At 67.2% G+C, this 20,829-nt stretch carries 18 protein-coding genes; 6 read left to right on the top strand and 12 right to left on the bottom strand.

All coding sequences use genetic code 11. The features are described 5' to 3' along the window. Positions 1 to 146: 146 nt before the first annotated feature. The 3 genes from cysK to CLV29_RS07380 form a co-directional block, all read right to left on the bottom strand. Complete coding sequence (gene cysK, locus CLV29_RS07390) at positions 147 to 1,088, bottom strand: cysteine synthase A (protein WP_133754295.1); 942 nt, start codon at positions 1,086 to 1,088, stop codon at positions 147 to 149. 54 nt (positions 1,089 to 1,142) lie between these two features. After that, positions 1,143 to 1,781 (bottom strand): DUF6518 family protein, encoded by a 639-nt coding sequence (locus tag CLV29_RS07385; RefSeq protein ID WP_133754294.1) that lies wholly within the window; start codon positions 1,779 to 1,781, stop codon positions 1,143 to 1,145. Between the two features lie 142 nt (positions 1,782 to 1,923). Continuing rightward, positions 1,924 to 2,709 carry an isoprenyl transferase gene (locus tag CLV29_RS07380; protein ID WP_133754293.1) on the bottom strand — a complete coding sequence of 262 codons (786 nt, stop codon included), beginning with the start codon at positions 2,707 to 2,709 and terminating at the stop codon, positions 1,924 to 1,926. 149 nt (positions 2,710 to 2,858) lie between these two features. Here CLV29_RS07380 and CLV29_RS07375 point away from each other — a divergent pair, with 149 nt between their 5' ends. Then, positions 2,859 to 3,392 (top strand): DinB family protein, encoded by a 534-nt coding sequence (locus CLV29_RS07375; RefSeq protein ID WP_243831786.1) that lies wholly within the window; start codon positions 2,859 to 2,861, stop codon positions 3,390 to 3,392. Between the two features lie 140 nt (positions 3,393 to 3,532). Here the strand turns inward: CLV29_RS07375 and CLV29_RS07370 are convergent, their stop codons facing one another. The 3 genes from CLV29_RS07370 to mmsA are packed head-to-tail and all read right to left on the bottom strand — an operon-like array spanning position 3,533 to position 7,489. Beyond that, entirely contained in the window at positions 3,533 to 4,642 is a 1,110-nt protein-coding gene (locus tag CLV29_RS07370; protein ID WP_133754291.1) for a substrate-binding domain-containing protein, read from the bottom strand. 40 nt (positions 4,643 to 4,682) lie between these two features. Further along, positions 4,683 to 5,957 (bottom strand): multiple monosaccharide ABC transporter permease, encoded by a 1,275-nt coding sequence (gene mmsB / locus CLV29_RS07365; protein ID WP_133754290.1) that lies wholly within the window; start codon positions 5,955 to 5,957, stop codon positions 4,683 to 4,685. A gap of 8 nt (positions 5,958 to 5,965) precedes the next feature. Then, positions 5,966 to 7,489 carry a multiple monosaccharide ABC transporter ATP-binding protein gene (mmsA, locus tag CLV29_RS07360; protein ID WP_133754289.1) on the bottom strand — a complete coding sequence of 508 codons (1,524 nt, stop codon included), beginning with the start codon at positions 7,487 to 7,489 and terminating at the stop codon, positions 5,966 to 5,968. A gap of 251 nt (positions 7,490 to 7,740) precedes the next feature. Here mmsA and recO point away from each other — a divergent pair, with 251 nt between their 5' ends. Further along, positions 7,741 to 8,478 carry a DNA repair protein RecO gene (gene recO, locus CLV29_RS07355; RefSeq protein WP_133754288.1) on the top strand — a complete coding sequence of 246 codons (738 nt, stop codon included), beginning with the start codon at positions 7,741 to 7,743 and terminating at the stop codon, positions 8,476 to 8,478. Between the two features lie 210 nt (positions 8,479 to 8,688). Here the strand turns inward: recO and CLV29_RS07350 are convergent, their stop codons facing one another. From CLV29_RS07350 to CLV29_RS07335, 4 genes are read right to left on the bottom strand one after another with little or no spacing between them, the layout of a single operon-like run. Further along, positions 8,689 to 9,093, bottom strand: coding sequence for a Fur family transcriptional regulator (locus tag CLV29_RS07350; RefSeq protein WP_133755106.1), 405 nt, complete (start codon positions 9,091 to 9,093; stop codon positions 8,689 to 8,691). A 35-nt stretch (positions 9,094 to 9,128) separates the two neighbouring features. Then, positions 9,129 to 9,986 carry a metal ABC transporter permease gene (locus CLV29_RS07345; RefSeq protein ID WP_243831785.1) on the bottom strand — a complete coding sequence of 286 codons (858 nt, stop codon included), beginning with the start codon at positions 9,984 to 9,986 and terminating at the stop codon, positions 9,129 to 9,131. A 46-nt stretch (positions 9,987 to 10,032) separates the two neighbouring features. Then, the gene (locus CLV29_RS07340; RefSeq protein ID WP_133754287.1) at positions 10,033 to 10,773 is read right to left on the bottom strand and encodes a metal ABC transporter ATP-binding protein; all 741 of its coding nucleotides are present in this window, start codon (positions 10,771 to 10,773) and stop codon (positions 10,033 to 10,035) included. Further along, positions 10,764 to 11,732, bottom strand: a complete 969-nt coding sequence (locus CLV29_RS07335; RefSeq protein WP_243831784.1) for a metal ABC transporter substrate-binding protein — start codon at positions 11,730 to 11,732, stop codon at positions 10,764 to 10,766. The genes CLV29_RS07340 and CLV29_RS07335 overlap by 10 nt, the downstream gene beginning before the upstream one ends. A gap of 1,305 nt (positions 11,733 to 13,037) precedes the next feature. Between CLV29_RS07335 and CLV29_RS07330 the strand changes: the two genes are divergently transcribed. Continuing rightward, positions 13,038 to 13,346, top strand: a complete 309-nt coding sequence (locus tag CLV29_RS07330) for an antibiotic biosynthesis monooxygenase family protein (protein ID WP_133754285.1) — start codon at positions 13,038 to 13,040, stop codon at positions 13,344 to 13,346. Here the strand turns inward: CLV29_RS07330 and CLV29_RS07325 are convergent. Further along, the gene (locus tag CLV29_RS07325; protein WP_133754284.1) at positions 13,298 to 14,794 is read right to left on the bottom strand and encodes a flavin-containing monooxygenase; all 1,497 of its coding nucleotides are present in this window, start codon (positions 14,792 to 14,794) and stop codon (positions 13,298 to 13,300) included. The two genes, CLV29_RS07330 and CLV29_RS07325, sit on opposite strands and share 49 nt — an antisense overlap. After that, positions 14,791 to 17,157, bottom strand: coding sequence for a 7,8-didemethyl-8-hydroxy-5-deazariboflavin synthase CofG (gene cofG / locus CLV29_RS07320; RefSeq protein WP_208292800.1), 2,367 nt, complete (start codon positions 17,155 to 17,157; stop codon positions 14,791 to 14,793). The genes CLV29_RS07325 and cofG overlap by 4 nt, the downstream gene beginning before the upstream one ends. Positions 17,158 to 17,331: 174 nt before the next feature. On the opposite strand from cofG, the gene CLV29_RS07315 reads away from it, so the two are divergent. The 3 genes from CLV29_RS07315 (at position 17,332) to dusB (ending at position 20,783) form a co-directional block, all read left to right on the top strand. Then, positions 17,332 to 18,717, top strand: a complete 1,386-nt coding sequence (locus CLV29_RS07315) for a glycine--tRNA ligase (protein ID WP_133754282.1) — start codon at positions 17,332 to 17,334, stop codon at positions 18,715 to 18,717. A gap of 75 nt (positions 18,718 to 18,792) precedes the next feature. Continuing rightward, entirely contained in the window at positions 18,793 to 19,482 is a 690-nt protein-coding gene (locus tag CLV29_RS07310) for a DUF3592 domain-containing protein (protein WP_166649165.1), read from the top strand. A 155-nt stretch (positions 19,483 to 19,637) separates the two neighbouring features. Beyond that, on the top strand, positions 19,638 to 20,783 hold the full coding sequence (dusB, locus tag CLV29_RS07305; RefSeq protein ID WP_133754280.1) for a tRNA dihydrouridine synthase DusB: 1,146 nt from the start codon (positions 19,638 to 19,640) through the stop codon (positions 20,781 to 20,783). Positions 20,784 to 20,829: the final 46 nt, after the last annotated feature.

Below are 20,829 nucleotides of genomic sequence, written 5' to 3'. Positions count from 1 at the left end.
GGCCGGTACGGACGGCCCCCGACGGCGCAGTCTGGTCGGGTCAGGCAGCGTCGGTCCGGGAGCCGAGCAGGGTGTGCGAAAGTGTTCACTCCGGCGGGATCTCCTCCGGCCGGTGCAGCGCTTCGGCCGCACCGAGGCGGGCGAGGTCAGCGACGTGCGTGGTCGAACAGTTCGCCGGAGAGGTAGCGCTCGCCGGTGTCGGCGAGGACGGTGACGATGGTCTTGCCGCTGTACTGCGGACGTTCGGCCAGAGCCAACGACGCCGCCAGGGCGGCACCGGAGGAGACGCCGACGAGCAACCCCTCGGTGCGCAGTGCCTGGCGGGCGACCGCGATGGCACGGTCCTGCGGAACGGTGAGCACACCGCTCAACAACTCCAGATCGGTGACCGGCGGAACCCCGTTGCCGCCGGTGATGCCCTGGATCTTGTGCGGGGCCCATTCGCCTCCGCTGAGCACCGGTGCCTCGGCCGGTTCCACACCGTAGATCTCGATCTCGGGGTTCTGTGAGCGCAGGTACCGTCCGGCGCCGCTGACCGTGCCGCCGGTGCCGGTGGTGGCGACGAAGACGTCGACCTCACCGTCGGTGTCGGCCCAGATCTCGGGGCCCGTGGTCGCGGTATGGACGGCGGGATTGGCGTCATTGCCTCCCTGCCCGGACAGGAACAGCGAGGAGTCGCGTTCGACCATCGCATTCGCCAGTTGGTTCGCACCGGCCATGCCCTCGCTTCCCGGGGTGAACAACACCTCCGCCCCGAGTCCGCGCAACAGTGTCGCCCGTTCGGTCGAGACGTCGTCGGGCATCACGATCACCACCCGGTAGCCGAGCAGCGCACCGATCCAGGCGAATCCGACACCGGTGTTGCCGCTGGTCGCCTCCAGGATCGTTCCGCCCGGTCGCAGCCGGCCGTCGGCCTCAGCGGCCCGGACGATCGAGAGTGCCGTGCGGTCCTTCACACTGCCGGCCGGGTTGAAGTACTCCAGTTTCGCCAGTACCCGGGCCGACGGTTCGGCCCCGCCGAGTCCGTGGATCCGGACCAACGGGGTGCCCCCGACGAGTTCGGTCAGGTTGTCGAAGATGCGGGCCATGGTCTGCTTCCGGTCGGTGGCGAGTGACCGCAGGCTACCGCCGCCCGACCCTGCTCAGGCGAGGGTGTCCACCAGGACCCAGGCCAGACCACCGCAGCAGCCGACCACCACCGCAACGGTCAAGGCTCCGAGCAGTCTGCGACCGCGGACGCACAGCAGGATCGCCACCACCGGGACCCCGAAACCGATCATCAGCATCGGTACGTCGAGCTGCGGTGGCTGACGCAGCAACGAGGCGACGGCTTCGGAGGCCACCGCACCACCTGCTGCACCGACGGCCAGTGCCCGTACCAGCGCGGAGGCGTGGACCACCCCGTACCCCAGCAGTCCGGCAATCGACCCGCCGACGAGGCCGAGCACACCCCACAGCAGCAGACCGACCACCACGTCCTCGACCGCCAGCAGGTCGAACAGCACGAGCACCAGGTAGTACACCCCCACCGCGCCGGTGAGCATCACCGCACCCCAGATCGCCGCCTGCCCACGACTGGCCGCCAGAGCTCCGCTGATCAACGCCGCCAGCAACCAGGCCAGACCGGAGCCGAACAGCAACTGCAGGACGCTGCCGGGCGTACCGGGTACCTGGTTCGCCAGCACCGCGGCGGTACCCAGGCTGAGCGCTGCGGCGAGGGCGAACAGCGGGCAACGGTTGGCCACGCCGGGGCTTCGGCGGGGGACGGTGGTGGCGCTCACCTGTGCAGACTAGGAAGGTCGGTGCGGTGACCGCGTCCGTTCCCGGTGCCGATCGAGCAGCCCGGTGATCGGCCCGCCGGACGGCCGGTCTCGGTCCGGGGTCCGGTGGCGTCGGGCGGTGGCCGGGTCCGTCGTCGGACGCTCAGCCCACCTGGTTCGGCACCGCGCCTCCGTACCGTCGGTCGCGTTCGGCATAGATCTGGATCGCCCGCCACAGATCGCGACGGTCGAAGTCGGGCCACAAGGTGTCGAGGAAGACCATTTCGGCATACGCCGACTGCCAGAGCAGGAAGTTCGAGGTGCGTTGTTCACCGGAGGAGCGGACGAAGAGGTCGACATCGGGAATCTGCGGCTCGTCGAGGTACTTGGCGAAGGTCTTCTCGCTGATCCGTGCCGGGTCGAGTTTCCCTGCGGCGGCGAGTTCGGCGATCCGTCTGCTGGCGTCGACGATCTCGGCCCGGCCGCCGTAGTTGACGCAGAACTGGAGCGTCAGCACGGTGTTGTCCTTGGACTGCACCTCGGCGCTCTCCAACTCGTCGATCACCGACTTCCACAGCCGAGGACGCCGGCCGGCCCAGCGGATCTGCACCCCCATCGCATCCAGTTCATCGCGCCGACGGTGGATCACATCGCGGTTGAACCCCATCAGCCACCGCACCTCGTCGGGCGACCGGCGCCAGTTCTCGGTGCTGAAGGCGTAGGCGGACAGATAACGCACCCCGGCTTCGATGGCGCCCTCGATCACGTCGAACAGGGCCGTCTCGCCCGCGGCATGTCCGTCGGTACGGGGGAGACCTCGCTCCTTCGCCCAGCGGCCGTTGCCGTCCATCACGATCGCCACATGTTTGGGCAGGATCTTCGACGGGATACTCGGCGGCCGCGCCCCGCTGGGATGCGGCTTGGGTTTCTCGACTGTCTTCCGGACCACTGGAGGAGCCTACCCGCTGGCGTGGTCGGACCGGTGCTGGTGTGCACCCTGGAGCCCCGACCGCAGGGTGGGGCCGGAAGCGAGGGGTGGAAGCTAGGGTCGACCGGGTCGGTGGGGTCACTGCCGATGCCGCGACGTGAGGAATCGAAGTGAATCCGCTGGACAACCGGCCCGAGCCGCCCTCGCAGGCCGACGAATGGGCGACTCTCAACGGTTTCCTCGACCATCTGCGCGCCACGGTCCGGTGGAAGGTCGCCGATCTCGGGCCCGGCCAACTGATGCAGACCCACCCGCCGTCGAAGTTGACCATGATCGGTCTTGTCCGCCACCTGGCCTACGTCGAGGACGTCTGGTCGAACGTCGTGCTGTGGGGCGGGAAACCGGTGCCACCGTGGGACGGTGTCGACTGGGACGTCGACGGTGACTGGGAGTTCGACTCGGCACTGGTCGAACCACCGGAGGCATCGTTCGAGTTGTGGCACACCGCCGTCGACAGGTCCCGGGACTTGATCGCAGCGGCTCACGCAGAGGGTGGCATGGAACGTCTGGCCGAGGGTTCTCGACCCGACGGTCTGCGGCCGAACGTCCGGTGGATCCTGGTCCATCTGATCGAGGAGTACGGCCGGCACTGCGGACATCTCGACCTGCTGCGGGAATCGATCGACGGAAGGGTCGGGGAGTGAGGGGATCGGGTCCGTCGTACCCGGCGGGCACGGGTGCAACGGGTGGGCACCCGTGGAGCCGGACGGACACAGGGGCCCGCACCCATGGTGCGAGCCCCTGTCGATGATCGACCGTCCGGTGAGGGCCCGGTCTTCGGCGATCAGCCCAGTTCGGACTGCAGGATCGGGTCGTCGGCGTACACCTCACGGGCATTCGCCTCGGTGACCACGACCGGCTCCAGGTTGTAGGCCGGTACGACCTTCGCCCCGTTGTCGTAGGACTCGGTGTCGTTGATCTCCGGTTCCGCGCCGGTCTGCAGCGCATCGACCATGGCGATCGACTGGTTCACCAGTTCCCGGGTGTCCTTGTAGATCGTCATGTACTGCTCACCGGCGAGGATCGACTTCACCGACTCCACCTCCGAGTCCTGACCGGTCACCACCGGCGTGTCGGCACCGGCCGAGGCGGCCGAGGTCAGGGCTGCTCGGGCCAGGGTGTCATTGGGGGAGAGGACACCGTCCAGGGTGGTGTCACCGCTGTAGTTGCCCGACAGGATGGTGTCCATCCGGCGCTGCACGTTCTCCGCCTTCCAGCCCTGGGTGGCGACCTGGTCCATCGCGACCTGGCCGGAGGGGATCTCCAGGGTTCCGTCGTCGATCTTCGGCTGCAGCACGCTCATCGCACCGTTGAAGAAGTTGGCGGTGTTGGCGTCGTCGGGTGAACCGGCGATCAGTTCGATGTTGTACGGCGCCTCGCCCTTGCGTTCGGCCAGCCCGTCCAGCAGTGCCTGACCCTGCAGCTCACCGACCTTGTAGGGGTCGAAGGCCACGTAGTAGTCGACGGCGGCGGTGTTCAACAGCAGTCGGTCGTAGGCGATCACGGTGATACCGGCATCCTTGGCCTGCTGCACCTGAGCACCCAGCTGGGAACCGTCCACGGCACCGACGATGATCACCTTCGCACCCTTGGTGATCATCGACTGGATCTGGTTCTGCTGCTCCGAGGCACCGGAGTTGGCGAACTGAACATCGGCTTCGTATCCGGCCTCGGTGAGCCCGTCGTTGAACAGACTCTCGGCCAGAACCCAGTTCTCCGAGGTCTTCTGCGGCAGCGACACACCGATCAGCGACCCGGTCTCGAAACCACCGGCGGTGGCCTCACCCCCGGGATCGGTCTCGGTTGCCTCACGGCCACCACAGGCAGACAACATCATCGTTGCTGCGGCGACGGCGGCCACGGCCGCCTTCGCCCAGGACCTGCGTCCAAACATGTTTACCTTCCTTGCTGTTGGTTACTGCATTCTCGAGTTGTCAGGCATTCGCCTTGGAAGGCTCGGTGGCCTCCTCCGCCACGGGGACGGAAGCTGTGGAGTGTTCACTCGCCGGCTTGGAACCGAAGAGCAGTCCGGTGATGCTCGGTTTGCCCTGGGTCTTGTTCCAGACATCGAAGGCAACGGCCAGCAACAGCACCAGGCCCTTGATCATCTGGGTGGCATCCGCGCCGACTCCGAGCAGTTGCAGGCCGTTGTTCAGCACGGCCATCACCAGGCCGCCGATCAGCGCGCCGATGACCGTACCGACCCCGCCGCTGACTGCGGCGCCACCGATGAACACCGCGGCAATGGCGTCCAGCTCCCACATGTTGCCGTCGGCCGGGCCCGATGCGGTGGAGCGCCCGATGAAGATCAGACCCGCCAGGGCGGCGAGCACCGACATGTTCATCATCACCAGGAAGTTCACGAACTTGGTGTTCACACCCGAGAGCGCAGCCGCCTGCCGGTTGCCGCCGAAGGCGTAGACATGGCGGCCGAACACGGTCCGTGAACTGATGAACCAGTACAGCAGCACCATCGCCACCAGGATCAGGCCCGGGACCGGGAACGAGGTGCCCGGACGACCGGTCGCGAAGAGATAGGTGGCACCCCAGATGATGGCGGCGAGCAGGACGAGCTTGACCGCGCTCACCCACAGCGGCGGATTCGGCGCCTGGGTCCGGTTGTGGGAACGCCGCTGCAGCAGTTCACCGGCGACCAGGGCGACGATCACCAACAGACCGAGCACCAGGGTGAGGTTGTTGTAGCCGGTGTTCGGACCGACCTCGGGCAGGTACCCACCGCCGAGGTACTGGATCTGCGCGGGAACCGGAACCGAGGTCGAGTTGCCGACGAACTGGTTCGCACCGCGGAAGATCAACATACCGGCGAGGGTGACGATGAAGGCCGGGATGCCGACGTAGGCGACCCAGAACCCCTGCCAGGCGCCGACCAGCGCGCCGACCAGCAGGCACAACAGGATGCCGCCCCACCACGGAACCCCGTAGTCGCGCATCGCGATGGCGACGACGATCCCGGCGAAGGCGGCGACGGAACCGACCGACAGGTCGATGTTGCCGGCGATGATCACCAGGACCATGCCGACGGCCAGGATCAGGATGTAGGCATTGCCATTGATGATGTTCATCATGTTCAGCGGGTCGATCACCTTCCCGCCGGTCATGAAATGGAAGAAGACGATCAGAATGATCAGGGCGATCAGCATGCCGAACTGGCGCAGATCACCACCGAAGATGTCCTTGACGTGACGCATGGTGCTCCTCAGGCCACAAGATCTTTGTTCGTACTACGGGTCATGAGCCGAATCAGCGACTCCTGGTCGGCCTCGCCCCGGGCGAGCTCGCCGGTGATCGCGCCTTCGGCGATCGTGTAGATCCGGTCGGACAGCCCGAGCAGCTCGGGCAGTTCGGAGGAGATGACGATCACCGCCTTGCCGGCATCGGCGAGCTGCTGGATGATCCGGTAGATCTCGAACTTGGCGCCGACGTCGATGCCGCGGGTCGGTTCGTCGAGGATCAGCAGTTCGGGCTCGGTGAACAACCACTTCGCCAGCACGACCTTCTGCTGGTTGCCGCCGGACAGGGTGGACACCCCTTGGTTCACCGACGGAGTCTTGATCCGAAGGTCCTTGCGGTAGCGCTCGGCGGCCTCGAACTGGCCCCGCTCGCTGATCACACCACCGGCGGAGACCTTCTCCCAATCGGCGCTGACCACCGTGGTCTTGATGTCATCGAGCAGGTTCAGTCCGAGCACCTTGCGATCCTCAGTGACATAGGCCATGTCGGCCTCGATCGCCTGATGCACCGTCCGGGTGACGATGGGTTTGCCGTTCATGATCATCTGGCCGCTCTCCCAGATGCCGTAGGACCGGCCGAAGAGGGAACGGGCGAGTTCGGTACGGCCGGCTCCCATCAGCCCGGCGAAGCCGACGATCTCGCCGCGCCGGACCTCGAAGGTGGAGCCCTTGCAGACGTACCGGTCGGGGATCTCGGGGTGACGCACGGTCCAGTCCCGGACCTCGAACAGCACCTCGCCGATCTTCGGCTGGTGATCGGGGAAGCGGGAGGTCAACGGCCGACCCACCATGCCGCGGATGATCCGGTCCTCGTCGATCGGCCCGTCATCGGCGCGCAGGGTCTCGACCAGTTCTCCGTCGCGGATCACCGTGACGGCATCGGAGACCTCGGTCACCTCGTTCAGTTTGTGGCTGATCATGATGCAGGCGATGCCTCGGCTGCGCAGTTCCTTGATCAACCCCAGCAGGTGCGCGGAATCGGACTCGTTCAGGGCAGCGGTCGGTTCATCCAGGATCAGCAGCTTCACGTTCTTGCTCAACGCCTTGGCGATCTCCACCAACTGCTGTTTGCCGACGCCGATGTTCTTGATCAGCGTGTTCGGTGCCTCGTCCAGTCCGACATGGCGCATCAGTTCGGTGGCGGCGTTGTTCGTCGCGGTCCAGTCGATCACGCCGAAGCGGGTCCGTTCGTTGCCGAGGAAGATGTTCTCGGCGATCGACAGTTCGGGGATCAGTGCCAACTCCTGGTGGATGATCACGATCCCGGCGTCCTCACTGGCGCGGATGTTGCCGAATCGGGCCAACTGGCCCTGGAAGTAGATCTCGCCGTCGTAGCTTCCGTACGGATAGACCCCCGACAGGATCTTCATCAAGGTGGACTTGCCGGCACCGTTCTCACCGGAGATCGAATGCACCTCGCCGTCGCGGACGCTCATCGAGACATCGTTCAGCGCGAGCACCCCGGGAAAGCGCTTGGTGATGTTCACCATCTCCAGGATCGTCCCCGATGACGCCTGTTGCGTTGCCAAAACCGTTACCCCCTTGTGCGGTTACTGGCATGTTGCCCGAGCCAGCCGACCGCACGTTACGCCTCGAATCATGACAGCGCAATCATGGGTGGTCGGCCCATGGCCCTGGGAGTGCTCCACGGTCCCCGATCAGGCCCCCGATCACAGGGGTTTCCCGACACGCTGGACGCGATCGCGGTGGTGCTGTCGGATCCAGGGGTGACAATGGTCGGGTGCCGACCTATCGCGATGAGGGACTCGTGCTTCGTACCCGCAAACTGGGCGAGGCCGATCGGATCATCACCGTGCTCACTCGGCGCCACGGCAAGATCCGGGCGGTGGGCAAGGGGGTGCGCCGGACCTCGTCGAAGTTCGGCGCCCGGTTGGAACCGTTCAGTCATGTCGACCTGCAGTTCGCCGAGGGTCGCAGCATCGACATCGTCACCCAGGCCGAGTCCCTGCACCCTCTCGGGGAATGGTTCGCAGCAGATTTCGATCGGTACGTACTCGGGCAGGTCGCCCTGGAGGTGGCCGACCGGTTGGTCGTGGAGGAACGCGAGCCCGCCCTGCAGCAGTTCCTGTTGCTGGTGGGGGCGTTGCGGGCGATGGTCTCCGGCACCACCGACGGGGATCGTCCCCCCAGGATGATCATCAACGCTTATCTGCTGCGGGCCATCTCCGTGGCCGGTTATGCGCCGACCTTCGATGCCTGCTCCCGCTGCGGGGTCGAAGGTCCGCACGAATCCTTCTCCGTGCAGCTCGGCGGTTCGGTCTGCCGCCGCTGCCGACCACCCGGTTCGGCAGTGCTCAGTCCACAGGTGCAACAACACCTGACCGCCTTGTTGACCGGGGACTGGCCGGCCACCCGCGAGGTCACCGATGCGGTGATGAAGCAGGCATCCGGCCTGATCAGCGCCTTCCTCACCTGGCAGACCGAACACCGATTCCGGTCGCTGAGTCAGGTCGGGTGAGCCGGGGAACCTCCCCGTCGCCGCGATCCCTGCGTTGTCCTCTGCGCTGGACCGCCCCGTATCCGGGTGAAGGGTCAGGACATCGCGCTGCGGGGTCTGCGGCAGTCAGCGGTTCCCGGGCCGGAATGGTTGCCTGGCGCCATCGGCGTCCTTGCGAGCCTCCACCGGGGACCGGGAGTGCAGGTTGCAGACGATCGTGAGCTTGATCGGTCAGCAGTTGCCGCAGGTGCCGAAGATCTCCAGGTCGTGGCGTACCTCGCGGAACCCCTGGGCAGCGGCGACCTCCTCGGCCCAGCGCTCCACCTCCGGCGCCTTGATCTCGACCGTGCGGCCGCAACTGCGGCAGACCAGGTGATGGTGGTGTCCGGTGGAGCAGCGGCGATAGGCCGCTTCGCCCTCCTCATTGCGCAGCACATCCAGTTCACCGGCATCGGCCATGTTCTGCAGTGCCCGGTAGACCGTGGTCAGGCCGACCGACTCGCCCTTGCGACGCAGCACCTCATGGATCTGCTGGGCACTGCGGAAGTCCTCGAACTGTTCCAGCACCGCCGAGACCGCGACTCGCTGCCGGGTGACACGTTGCGGCCCGGTGGTGGCGTTGCCCCCGCTGGTCATCGTGTCCTCCTGCCGTTCTCCGGTCACTGCAGCGGTCACACCGCCTCCGGGGACCGCTCGTGCTCGGAGGCCAGAATACCTTGCCGTCGACGGCGGTTCAGGGTCACCGACAGCGGCCAGCTCAGGGCGAAGGCGGCGATAGCCAACACCACGATCAATCCGCCCGGGGCCGCGTCGACGTAGAACGAGGCGGCGGTGCCGGAGACGGCGACGATCACACCGATCACCATCGCCGCGTACAGACCGCGGCGGAATCCGATCACCAGTCCGCGGGCGGTGGCGACCGGGATCACCATCAGCGCACTGATCAGCAGCAGGCCGACCGTGCGCATCGCGATGGCCACGGTGACGGCGGCCAACAACACCACGCAGAGGTTGTACAGATGGGGGCGCAGACCCATGGTCCGGGCATGTTCCTCGTCCACCGAGACCGCGAACAACTGTGGCGCCAGACCGATCGCCGGGATCAGCACGACGGCACCGAGGACCGCGACCATCCAGGCATCGGCATCGGAGATCGTGGTCAGTGAGCCGAACAGGTACTGCGACAACGCACCCGCGCCCTGGCCGGCCACCCCGGCGAGCAGGACTCCGGCCGCCAGTCCGCCGTAGAACAGGATCGCCAGCCCGACATCGCTGCTCGCCCGGTTGAAACGTCGGAGCAGTTCGATGATCACCGCACCGGCCAGACAGACGACGACTGCCACCGGCAGCGGTGCCGTACCGGTGGCCAGGGCGAGGCCGACCCCGGCGATCGCCACATGCCCGAGGCCGTCGCCGAGCAGGCTGAGTCGGCGTTGCACGATGTAGGTGCCGATCGCCGGGGCGATCAATCCGGTCATCAGGGCGGCGATCAGGGCCCGCACCATGAACGGGTAGCTCAGCAGTTCCACGGCAGGCCTCCGTCCGGGTGGGGGGCGAGCTCGGAGTGGTCGGTGATCATCGGGTGGCCTCGTCCCGGTCGAGCCTGCCGTTCACCAGGGTCAACCGCCGCTGCAGGATGTCGGCCAGGGGGCCGGCGTCGTGCAGCACCGTGAACAGGGTTCGGCCCGATTCGTTCAGTGAGTGCAGTGTCTCGGCCAGGGCCTGCTGGCTGGGCAGGTCGATGCCGGCCAGTGGCTCGTCGAGGAAGAGCAACTCGGGTTCACCGGCGAGTGCCCGGGCGATCAGCACCCGTTGCTGCTGGCCGCCGGACAACTTCTGGAACTCCCGTCGCGCCAGCGCGGCCACGCCGACCTGTTCCAGGGCGGCGGCACAGGCCTTCCGGTCGGCGGCCCGGGCCGGTACGAAGGGGCGGCGATGGGGGAGCCGGCCGGAGGCGACCACCTCGGCCACCGTGGCGGCGTCCATCGCGACGGTCGAGCGCTGGGGTACGTACCCGATCAGCTTCCAGTCACCGAAACGGCTGATCTCGGTGCCGAACAGTGAACTGTGTCCGGACTCGGGGCGGACCAGGCCGAGCAGGGTCCGCAGCAAGGTCGTCTTGCCGGAGCCGTTGGCGCCGAACAGGCCCACCGACTCACCGGTCCGGACCGCGAAACTGACATCGCGCAGCACCGGGGGGCCGCCGAGGGAGACCGTCAGGTGTTCGGCGTCGATGGCGACGCTCATCGGGGTACCACTGTCACTGTCGGGAACTGTCCTCACGGTGGCGGCGGTCGCCGCGGCGGTCACTGGCACCGGTTCGCGGTACGCAGGGCCTCCAGGTTGGAGTCCATGACAGAAACGTAGTCGGTTCCGCGCGATGCGTCGGTCAAACCCTCGAGCGGGTCGAGCACATCGGTGACCAGGCCCAGGTCGTTGGCGACGGCCTCGGAGACCGCGGGTGAGACCAGCGTCTCGTAGAAGATCGTGGTGATGTTGTCGGCCTTCGCCAGTTCCTGCACCTCGGCGATCCGGGCCGCCGAAGGCTCCTCGTCGGGTGAGATGCCGCGGATGGAGATCTGCTCCAGGTCGTAGCGCTGGGCCAGATAGGCGAATGCGGCATGAGAGGTGATGAAGGTACGGGTCTCGCACTCGGCCAGGCCCTCGCTGAATCGCTGGTCCAGGTCCTGCATGGTGGTGTCGAGCGTGTCGGCACGCTGGTCGAAGCCACCGTCGGGCTGCAGCTCGGTCAGGGCTGCGGCGACACCGTCGGAGATGGCGACCATGTTCTCCGGATCGAGCCAGATGTGCGGGTCGAGGCTGCCGTGGTCGTGCTCGTCCTCGGCGTGCTCGGATTCGGTGTGCTCGCCCTCGGCATGCTCGCCCTCGGCATGGTCGTGCTCGGCCGACTCCTCGGTGCCGTCGATCCGCTCCACCAGTGCTCCGACCTCGAGGACATGGGCCGGCTGCGCCTCGGCGATGGCTTCGTCGACGGCCGGTTGCAGACCTGCCAGGTAGATGACCAGATCGGCATCGGTGATCGAGGCCACCTGTTGCGGCGTGAGCTCGAGGTCGTGCGGTTCGGCGCCGGGCTGGGTGAGGGTCTCGACCGAGACCTGGTCCCCGCCGACCTGTTCGGCGGTGTACTGCAGCGGGTAGAAACTCGTCACCACGGTCAGCGCTTCGGGGTTCGCACCGGGGTCGGCGGAGTCGGTGGCACAGGCGGTGAGCAGCAGGGGTGCGGCGGCCAGCGGGGCGAGCAGACGAAGCTTCATGGAAATGATTTTCATTCAAGTCTGACCCGAGGTCAAATCGCGGGTTCTGGACCGGAGTTCGTGTCGGACGGTCTGCAAGACAAACGTCAGGGGTTGGGTTGATCGCCAACCGGTTGTGCACCGGGGTCTTCGGTCGCTCAGCAAGACAAACGTCACACTCGATGCGGAGCGGTTCAGCGCGTCATGGCGCGGGGTGTATGCCTCGGGATCGGATCGAGTGTGACGTTTGTCTTGTGCCGCTGCCCGACGCTTGCCTTGCTGCCGCTGTGACTGTCCCGCTGCCGCCCTCGTGCAGTGCTGACCAGTCACCTGCCGGATCGAGGTCACCAGTGCGATCAGAGACTGGCGACGGTCGGCGAGAAGGTTGCGGGCAGACGCTCCAGGAGCAGCACCGTCACCAGATCACCGCTGGTGTGTCTGTCTTGCTGCCACGGTGAGACCGACTCCTGCGGGCGGGTCGGATCGTCGGTGTCGTGCGAGTCCGAATCGCTGGTGCCTGGGTGATGAGATGCCCACGGCCGGACCGTCACCGTGGTCCGTTGCCGTCGACAACAACCCGAAGCACTTGGCGACGTGGTCGCGGATCGGTCGCGGGCAGTCGGATGGGTCGTCGACGAGGGGTTGGGTTGATCGCCGACCGGTTGTGCACCGGGGTACTCGGTCGCTCAGCAGGACAAGCGTCACACTCGATCGGCGGTCAGGAGTGGTTCAGCGCGTCATGGCGCGGGGTGGGTGTCTCCGCATCGGATCGAGTGTGACGCTTGTCTTGTTGCCACTGTCCGACTTATGCCTTGCTGCCGCTGTGCCTGTCCCGCTGCCGCCCTCGTGCAGTGCTGACCAGTCACCTGCCGGATCGAGGTCACCAGTGCGTCGGGTCGCTGCCGCTCAGGACAAGCGTCACACTCGATCGGCGGTCCGGAGCGGTTCAGCGCGTCATGGCGCAGGGTGGGTGTCTCGGGATCGGATCGAGTGTGACGTTTGTCTTGTTGCCACTGTGTGAGGATGTCATCGAGAAGTCGAGGTCGCCGAGGAGCCGAGTCGGCGGGAAGTCGAGGTCGCCGAGGAGCCGAGTCGGCGGGAAGTCGAGCTTCGTCGAGGAACCGGAGGTGAGGATTCGAGGGAAGCCGGAGGTCGGCGAGGATTTGAGGGCAGCCGGAGGTTGGCGAGGATTCGAGGGAAGCCGGAGGTCGGCGAGGATTCGAGGGAAGCCGAGGGTCGCGGGAAGCCGAGGGTTGGCAAATAGACCGAGGGTGGTCCAGGAGCCGAGGGTCATCGGGAAAGCCGAGGGCCGCGAAGGGGATGCCGATGTTGGTGATCAATCGGTTCCGGGTCACCGATGCCCAGCGGTCGGAGTTCGATTCCCGGATGGCGACGGTGATCGAGGTCCTGTCCGACAAGCCCGGTCTTGTGTCGATCGATCTGCTGCGCAATCTCGACGAACCGGAGCTGTGGGTGCTCGCCTCCCGCTGGGCCGACGTGGGCTCCTACCGGCGCGCCCTCGGGGGGTACGAGTCCAAACTGAGCGTGGTGCCCGTGCTGTCGATGGCGATCGACGAACCGTCGGCCTACGGCACCATCGAGGCGGTGGGGGAGAATCGTCCCCGCGGCAGCTGATCGAACTCCGATCCGTCGGCGGCCTGCAGCCGTCGGTGGAAATCGTCGATGGTGCCCGGCCAGAGCAGCGTCAGGCGACCGGATCGCTCGTCGACGTACCAGTTGCGACAACCGCCCCGGAGCCATGGTGTGTCCACGGCGGCGATCGCGATCTCCCGGGTCCAGGCGTCCTCGGCGCTGGGCCGCACCCGCCGGACGCCGGGGAACCGGTGCAGGGTACGGCTCACGTACCCGGCCTGTTCCTCGGCCATCAGGACCGAGGAGTTGTGGCCCAGGGAGGCGTTCGGACCATTCAGCACGAAGAGGTTGGGGAACCCGCTGACCACGGTCGAGGCAAAGGCGGTCATGCCGCTCGCCCAGTGATCGGCCAGTGATCTTTCCTGCTCACCGACCACCAGTTCGGCATAGGGCTGTCGGGTGGTCCAGAATCCGGTCGCCAGCACCAGCACATCGCAGTCCCGTCGGGACCCGTCGGCGGCGATCAGGGATGATCGGTCCACGCCCGCCAACGCCGAGGACACGAGTTCGACCCGGTCCGATGCCACCGCGGGGTAGAACTCATCGGACAACAGGACCCGTTTGCAGCCGAAGGCATGGTCAGGGGTCAGTGCTGCGCGCAACTCGGCATCGGCCACCTGCGACCGCAGATGCTCCCGGGCCACCTCGGCCGCGGCACCGGCAGCGACCGGGTCACCCGAACGGGAGGCGAAGCGCTCCTCGCCCTCGACCAGGAGTCGTTCCCGGGTCCGCTCGAGCACGCCGTTCCCGGCAGCGAAACGTCGTCGTTCGGTGGGGCTGTAGTCGCGCCCCTGCCGGGGCATGATCCAGGCCGCGCTGCGCTGGTACAACAGGACCCGGCTGCCTGCTCGGACCAGTTCGGGGAGCAGCTGCACCGCACTGGCCCCGGTTCCGACCAGCCCCACCCGCGCGTCGGTCAGGTCGATCCGGTGATCCCATCGGGCGGTGTGGAACCACGGTCCGGCGAAGCTGTCCAGGCCGGGCACTTCGGGCAGGCGGGGTTCGGTCAGCCGCCCGCAGGCGAGCACCAGGTTGTCTGCCCGCAGTTCGCTCACCCGCCCATCGGCCGAGTTCAGGGTGAGCTGCCAGTGGTCGGTACACCAACGGGCGGCCGACATCGTCGTCTGCAGCCGCAGTCGCTCGCCCAAGCCCTCCTCGTCGACGACTGCGCGCAGGTAGCGGTGGATCTCCGCACCCGGCGCGAACATCGACGACCAGTCCGGATTCGGATGATCGCGCAGTGCGTAGAGATGGGACGGGACATCGCAGGCGACACCGGGGTAGTGGTTGTCCCGCCAGGTGCCGCCGACCGAGTCACCCCGTTCGATGATCACGAAGGAGTCCCACCCGCTGCGCTGCAACTGCATCGCCAAGGCGATACCGGCGAATCCCGCACCGATGATCACCACCGGCACTCGGTCGGCGCTCATCGCAGCGGCAGCTTCCGGTCCGGGTCGGGCTCGCGGTAGTCGGTCGTGCGCTGCCGGAACGGGCGCATCAGGCGGGCGGCCAGTTGGGCACCGCGAGCCAGTGGGAACTCGTGGCCGTACTCGATCCCGGCGCGGGGCCGTACCCGGCCATCCAGCAGGGTGCCACCGAGATCATCACCCCCCGATCCCAGGAGTACCGCCGACTGCTCGGCGCCCAGCCGGGTCCAGGGGATCTGGATGTGCGAGATCGCACCCGACAACAGCAGCCGGGAGACCGCCACCATCGCCCGGTGTTCGTCCAGTTCGCTCCGACCGGACACCAGCGACGAGCGGTGACCCGGCAGTGGAATCGGTACGAACTCGTTGAAGCCACCGGTGAGCGCCTGGATCCGCCGCAACTCGCGCAGGTGGGCCACACGTTCGGCCGCCTCCTCCACGTGACCGTAGAAGAGGACCGAGGTGGATCCGAAGCCAGCCCGATGGGCGGCGATGATCGACGTGGTCCAGTCGGCGATCGCGCAGTCGCCCGGCGCGATCGCCTGCCGTACCCGCTCGCTCAGTACCTTCACCCCGGTGCCGGGGACGGTGTTGACGCCCGCTTCCCGCATTGCCTGCAGCGCACCGTCCAGGCCCAGACCGCCGCGGGCCGCCAGATCAGCGACATCGGCCGGGCGGTAGGCGTGGACATGCATCCGGGGGGTCGCCTGTTTGATCGCCTCCACGATCCGCAGGTAGTCCAGGGGGTCCCGTTCGGCGCCCAACAGGCCTTGGACGCAGATCTCGGTGGCACCCAGCTGCCAGGCGTCTGCGGCGATCTCGCCGACCTGGTCCAAGGTGAACGAGCTCGGGTCCATCGACGAGTCGGAGGTCAGGCCGGTGGAGGTGAGATTGCGATTGACCACCATCGAGATCGCCTCCCCGACGGTGTAGCGCCGGACGTCATCGGCGGTCTCGGTCAGCAGCTGCAACTCCTCACCCTCGGTCTGCAGCAGCCGTACCCAGTCGGCATCGCTCGGGGCGGTCGGATCCGCTGCGGCCCGGCCGAGCAGATCGGCGAGCTCCTCGCTCGCGCCGTTTCCGGTCCAGGCCACCGTGCCGGTTGCACCCGGTCGGTCCGGCCGTGGCCGATCGGTCGGCCCAGTCCTCGCCAGGCCGGTCTGCGGGTCGGCCAGGGCGGCGACCGCGGGTCGCAGCCCAGGATCGATCCACCGCGCAGCGTCGAGTACGTACTCCGGCTGGGCGGTCAATCGCTCCCGCAGGGTGAACCCGAGTGCTGAGGTACGCGCGCCCAGTTCGTCCAGATGCGGCCACGGGCGTTCGGGATTCACGTGATCGGCGGTCAGTGGGGAGACCCCGCCCCAGTCGTCCGCCCCTGCTCGCAACAGCAGCCCCAGCTCGGCCGGATCGGAGAGGTTGGGCGGAACCTGGATCCGCATCGCGGGACCGAAGACGATCCGGGCGGTGGCCACGGCCGCCAGGTAGCTGCCGAACTCGGCGTCGGCGACATCGCGCATCGCGGTACGCGGCTTGGCCCGGAAGTTCTGGATGATCACTTCCTGGATGTGGCCGTACCGCCGGTGCAGCTCGCGCAGGGCGAGCAGGGACTCCGCCCGGTCGGCGACGGTCTCACCGATCCCGATCAACAGACCGGTGGTGAACGGCACCCCGGCCCGGCCCGCGTCCTCGATCACCTGCAGCCGCAGTGCAGGATCCTTGTCCGGTGAACCGTGGTGCACCTGGCCGGGGGTCTCGAAGAGCTGACGTGAGGTGGTCTCCAACATCATCCCCATCGACGGTGCCACCGGACGCAGGCGGGCGAAACCTTCGGCAGTGATCACTCCAGGGTTCGCATGCGGCAACAACCCGGTCCGCTCGATGATCATGGCGGCGGTGGCGGCGACGTAGTCAATGGTGGAGGCATGGCCGTGCTCGTCCAGCCACTGCCGGGCCTGCGGCCACCGGTCCTCGGGATTGTCACCCAGGGTCAGCAGGACCTCCTTGCAGCCCATCGCCTGTCCCTGCGCGACCACCGAGAGCACCTGGTCGGGCGACATGAACAGGGGTTTGTGCAGCTTTTGCAACTGTCCCGGGGTGTCGACGAAGACGCAGTAATGACAACGGTCGCGACACAAGGTGGTCAATGGCACGAAGACCTTGCGGGAGTAGGTGATGATGCCGCTACGGCCGGCCTCGGCCAGGCCCCGGTCCCGCAGCTCGCCGGCGGCGTCCAGCAGTGCGTCCAGGTCATCGCCGCCGGCCCGCAGCAGCGTCTCCACCTGGTGTGCGGTGAGATCATCCCCGGCGACGGCTGTCTGCAGGGTCTCGCGTACCGCCTCGGTCACTCGTGTCCGCGCTTGAGTCACCCGACCCAGTCTGGCACGCGCCAGCGAAGTTCGGCGTTCGCCGAAAGCGCCGAGCGATCTCCCGGCGGGCCCGGCGGAGCGGCGGTTGGGCATCGCTGGTCCACCGACGGCTAGGATTGGCGGCCGTGTGCCGGGCATCAGCCGGATGTCCGGGCAGCGTGCAAGGAGTTTCCCATGGCCAGCCGCCTCGACAATGTCATCTCCCTCGCCAAGCGGCGCGGATTCGTCTTCCCCTCCGGAGAGATCTACGGCGGCACCAGGTCGGCCTGGGACTACGGCCCCTACGGCGTGGAGCTGAAGGAGAACATCAAGCGGCAGTGGTGGAAGTCGATGGTCACCGGTCGCGACGATGTGGTCGGCATCGATTCCTCGATCATCCTGCCCCGCGAGGTGTGGGTCGCCTCCGGTCACGTCGGTGTCTTCACCGATCCGCTGGTCGAATGCCTGTCCTGCCACAAGCGGTTCCGGCTCGACCACCTGCAGGAGGCCGTGGCCGAGAAGAAGGGGATCGACGATCCCGATTCCGTCCCCGCCACCGAGATCAACTGCCCGCACTGTGGCACCAAGGGACAGTGGACCGAGCCGCGTGAGTTCAACATGATGTTGAAGACCCACCTCGGCGTGGTCGAGGACGAGTCCGGTCTGGCCTACCTCCGCCCGGAGACCGCACAGGGCATCTTCGTCAACTTCAACCAGGTCATGACCACGTCACGGAAGAAGCCGCCGTTCGGCATCGCCCAGACCGGCAAGAGCTTCCGCAACGAGATCACCCCCGGCAACTTCATCTTCCGTACCCGCGAGTTCGAGCAGATGGAGATGGAGTTCTTCGTCAAGCCCGGGACCGACGAGGACTGGCACAGCTACTGGTTGGACGAGCGGACCAACTGGTACGTGGATCTGGGCATCGACCCCGACAACCTGCGCCACTACGAGCACCCGAAGGAGAAGCTGTCGCACTACTCCAAGCGGACCGTCGACATCGAGTACCGCTTCGGCTTCGCCGGCAGTGAGTTCGGTGAGCTGGAGGGTATCGCCAACCGCACCGACTTCGACCTGACCACTCACACCGAGCACTCCGGTACGAAATTGGAGTACTTCGACCAGGCCAACAACGAACGGTGGACACCGTACGTGATCGAGCCTGCGGCCGGTCTGACCCGGTCGCTGATGGCCTTCCTGGTCGATTCCTACACCGAGGACGAGGCCCCCAACACCAAGGGCGGTGTGGATGTGCGCACCGTGTTGAAGCTGGACCCGCGCCTGGCCCCGGTGAAGGCTGCGGTGCTGCCGCTGTCGCGCAACGAGAACCTCTCGCCGAAGGCGAAGGACCTGGCGGCGCAACTGCGCAAGTACTGGAATGTCGACTTCGACGACGCCCAGGCGATCGGCCGGCGCTACCGCCGACAGGACGAGATCGGTACGCCGTTCTGCATCACCGTCGACTTCGACACCCTGGACGACCAGGCGGTCACGATCCGCGAGCGGGACTCGATGAGTCAGGAGCGGGTGGCGCTGGACCAGGTGCAGAACTACCTGGCGCAGCGCCTGGTCGGCGCCTGACGGGTCGGGGCAGCGAGCGGTAGGCCGGCCCCCGGTCGTGGCACGATGTGGCACATCGATCGAGGAGATCAGCTGATGTCACAGCCACCCACCGACCCGGGCCGGTCGAACCCCGACCCCGGCGCCTCGTCCGGCGGCGGTTATCGGCCGGCCGACAGCACCTGGACCGGACACGATCTGCCGATGCCGGATCCCGTGGTGCAGACCCGCACCATCCGGAGCCGGAATCCGGATGGATCCTGGACCGAGATCACCACCCGGCTCCTGCCGACCGAGGATGCGCCCGGGAAACGTCGGTCCGGGAAACCTCGCCGACGCAGATCGGAGAGATATCGCCTGGGCAGGATCTTCCTGGTGATCGGGATCGTGACGCTGCTGGCGCTCGGCACGGCTGCCGTCCTGGTCGCCGTGGCGCAGCACAGACCGGCCTGGGTCAGCGTGCAGGGCACGGTGACCGACACCGGGGAAGCGCTCCGTTACAGCGAAGCCTCTGACCAGCGGAAGGTGAGCTATTCCCCGAGTGCGGACTACCGGACCATCGAGGGGCAGGCGCTCACCTGTCAAGGAGGCACCTACAGCACCTCGACGGAGTACTTCGTCGGCGATCCGGTCGAGGTGATCTACGACCCGGTCGATCCCGAGGACTGCCGGGTCGACCCCGGTGGCGGGGCCTGGGTACCGTGGATGCTCGCGGGTATGGGACTGGCCTTCGGGGCGTCGTTCGGAGGTTTCGGTGTCACGCAGATGCGCCGCCCGCGTCGCTGATCGCCGACGGGTCGGCCGCCGATGCAGCCCATGTCGCGGATCGGCAAAGGATCGGCGACCGGTACTCCCGCGTCGCTGATCGGCGACGGGTTGGTCCGGGCCGCCTGATTCTCAGGCAACGGTCGCCGCTTCGGCCGGGTTAAGCTGGGCCGGTCATGACGATCACCTCCACCCACAGCGGACTCCGACTGGGGTCCGTCCATGCCCCTACGCCGGTGGTGCTCGCACCGATGGCCGGTATCACCAATGCCGCCTTCCGGCAGTTGTGCCGTGAACAGGGCGCAGGCCTCTACGTCTGCGAGATGATCACCTCCCGGGGTCTCGTGGAACGGGATCGCAAGTCGATCCAGATGCTGGCCTTCGACCCGGGGGCACCGGTCAACTCGGTCCAGCTCTACGGCGTGGACGCCCCGACCATGGCCGAGGCGACCAGGATCCTTTGCGGTGACTTCGGCGTGGACCATGTCGACCTCAACTTCGGCTGCCCGGTGCCGAAGGTGACCCGCAAGGGTGGCGGAGCCGTCCTGCCCTGGAAACGGGACCGTCTGCGGGCGATCCTCTCGGCCACGGTGAAGGCGGCCGAACCCTATGGGGTGCCGGTCACCTGCAAGACCCGCAAGGGCATCGACGACGAACACCTGACCTTCCTCGATGCCGGTGCCATCGCCGAGGACTGCGGGGTGGCGGCGATCGCGCTGCACGGGCGTACCGCGGTGCAGGCCTATTCGGGTACGGCGGACTGGGACTCGATCGCGGAACTGAAGCAGCATGTCGGAATCCCGGTGCTCGGCAACGGTGACATCTGGGAGGCCTCCGATGCGCTGGAGATGATGCAGCGGACCGGTGCCGACGGGGTGGTGATCGGTCGCGGTTGTCTGGGGCGCCCGTGGCTGTTCGGCGATCTCGCCGCCGCCTTCGCCGGGCAGCAGCAGCGTGCGCTGCCGAACCTGGGGGAGGTGGCGAGGGTCTTCCGTCGCCATGCCGAACTGCTCGCCGAGCTGATGGGGGAGCAGACCGGGGTGACCGACCTGCGCAAACACGTCGCCTGGTACTTCAAGGGATTCGGGATCGGTGGTGAGGTACGCCGCGGTCTCGGCCTGGCCTCCTCACTGGCCGGTGTCGATCACTGGCTCGGTCAGGTCGACGCCGACGAACCTTTCCCCACCGGCGAACTCGGTCAGCCCCGCGGGCGTCAGGGCTCACCCCGGGCGAAGGTGATCATGCCCGAGGGCTGGCTGTCCGACACCTGTGGTCTGGACACCGACCTGGCCGAGGCCGAGATCGGCATCAGCGGCGGTTGAGGCATAGGTCGTGTCTGACACGACCCGCTCGAGGCGATTGCTGTTC

This window comes from Naumannella halotolerans (assembly GCF_004364645.1).
GTDB classification, from domain to species: Bacteria; Actinomycetota; Actinomycetes; order Propionibacteriales; family Propionibacteriaceae; genus Naumannella; species Naumannella halotolerans.
The sequence above is the reverse complement of the archived record's forward strand: the minus strand, read 5'-3'. Positions and strand labels throughout refer to the sequence as shown.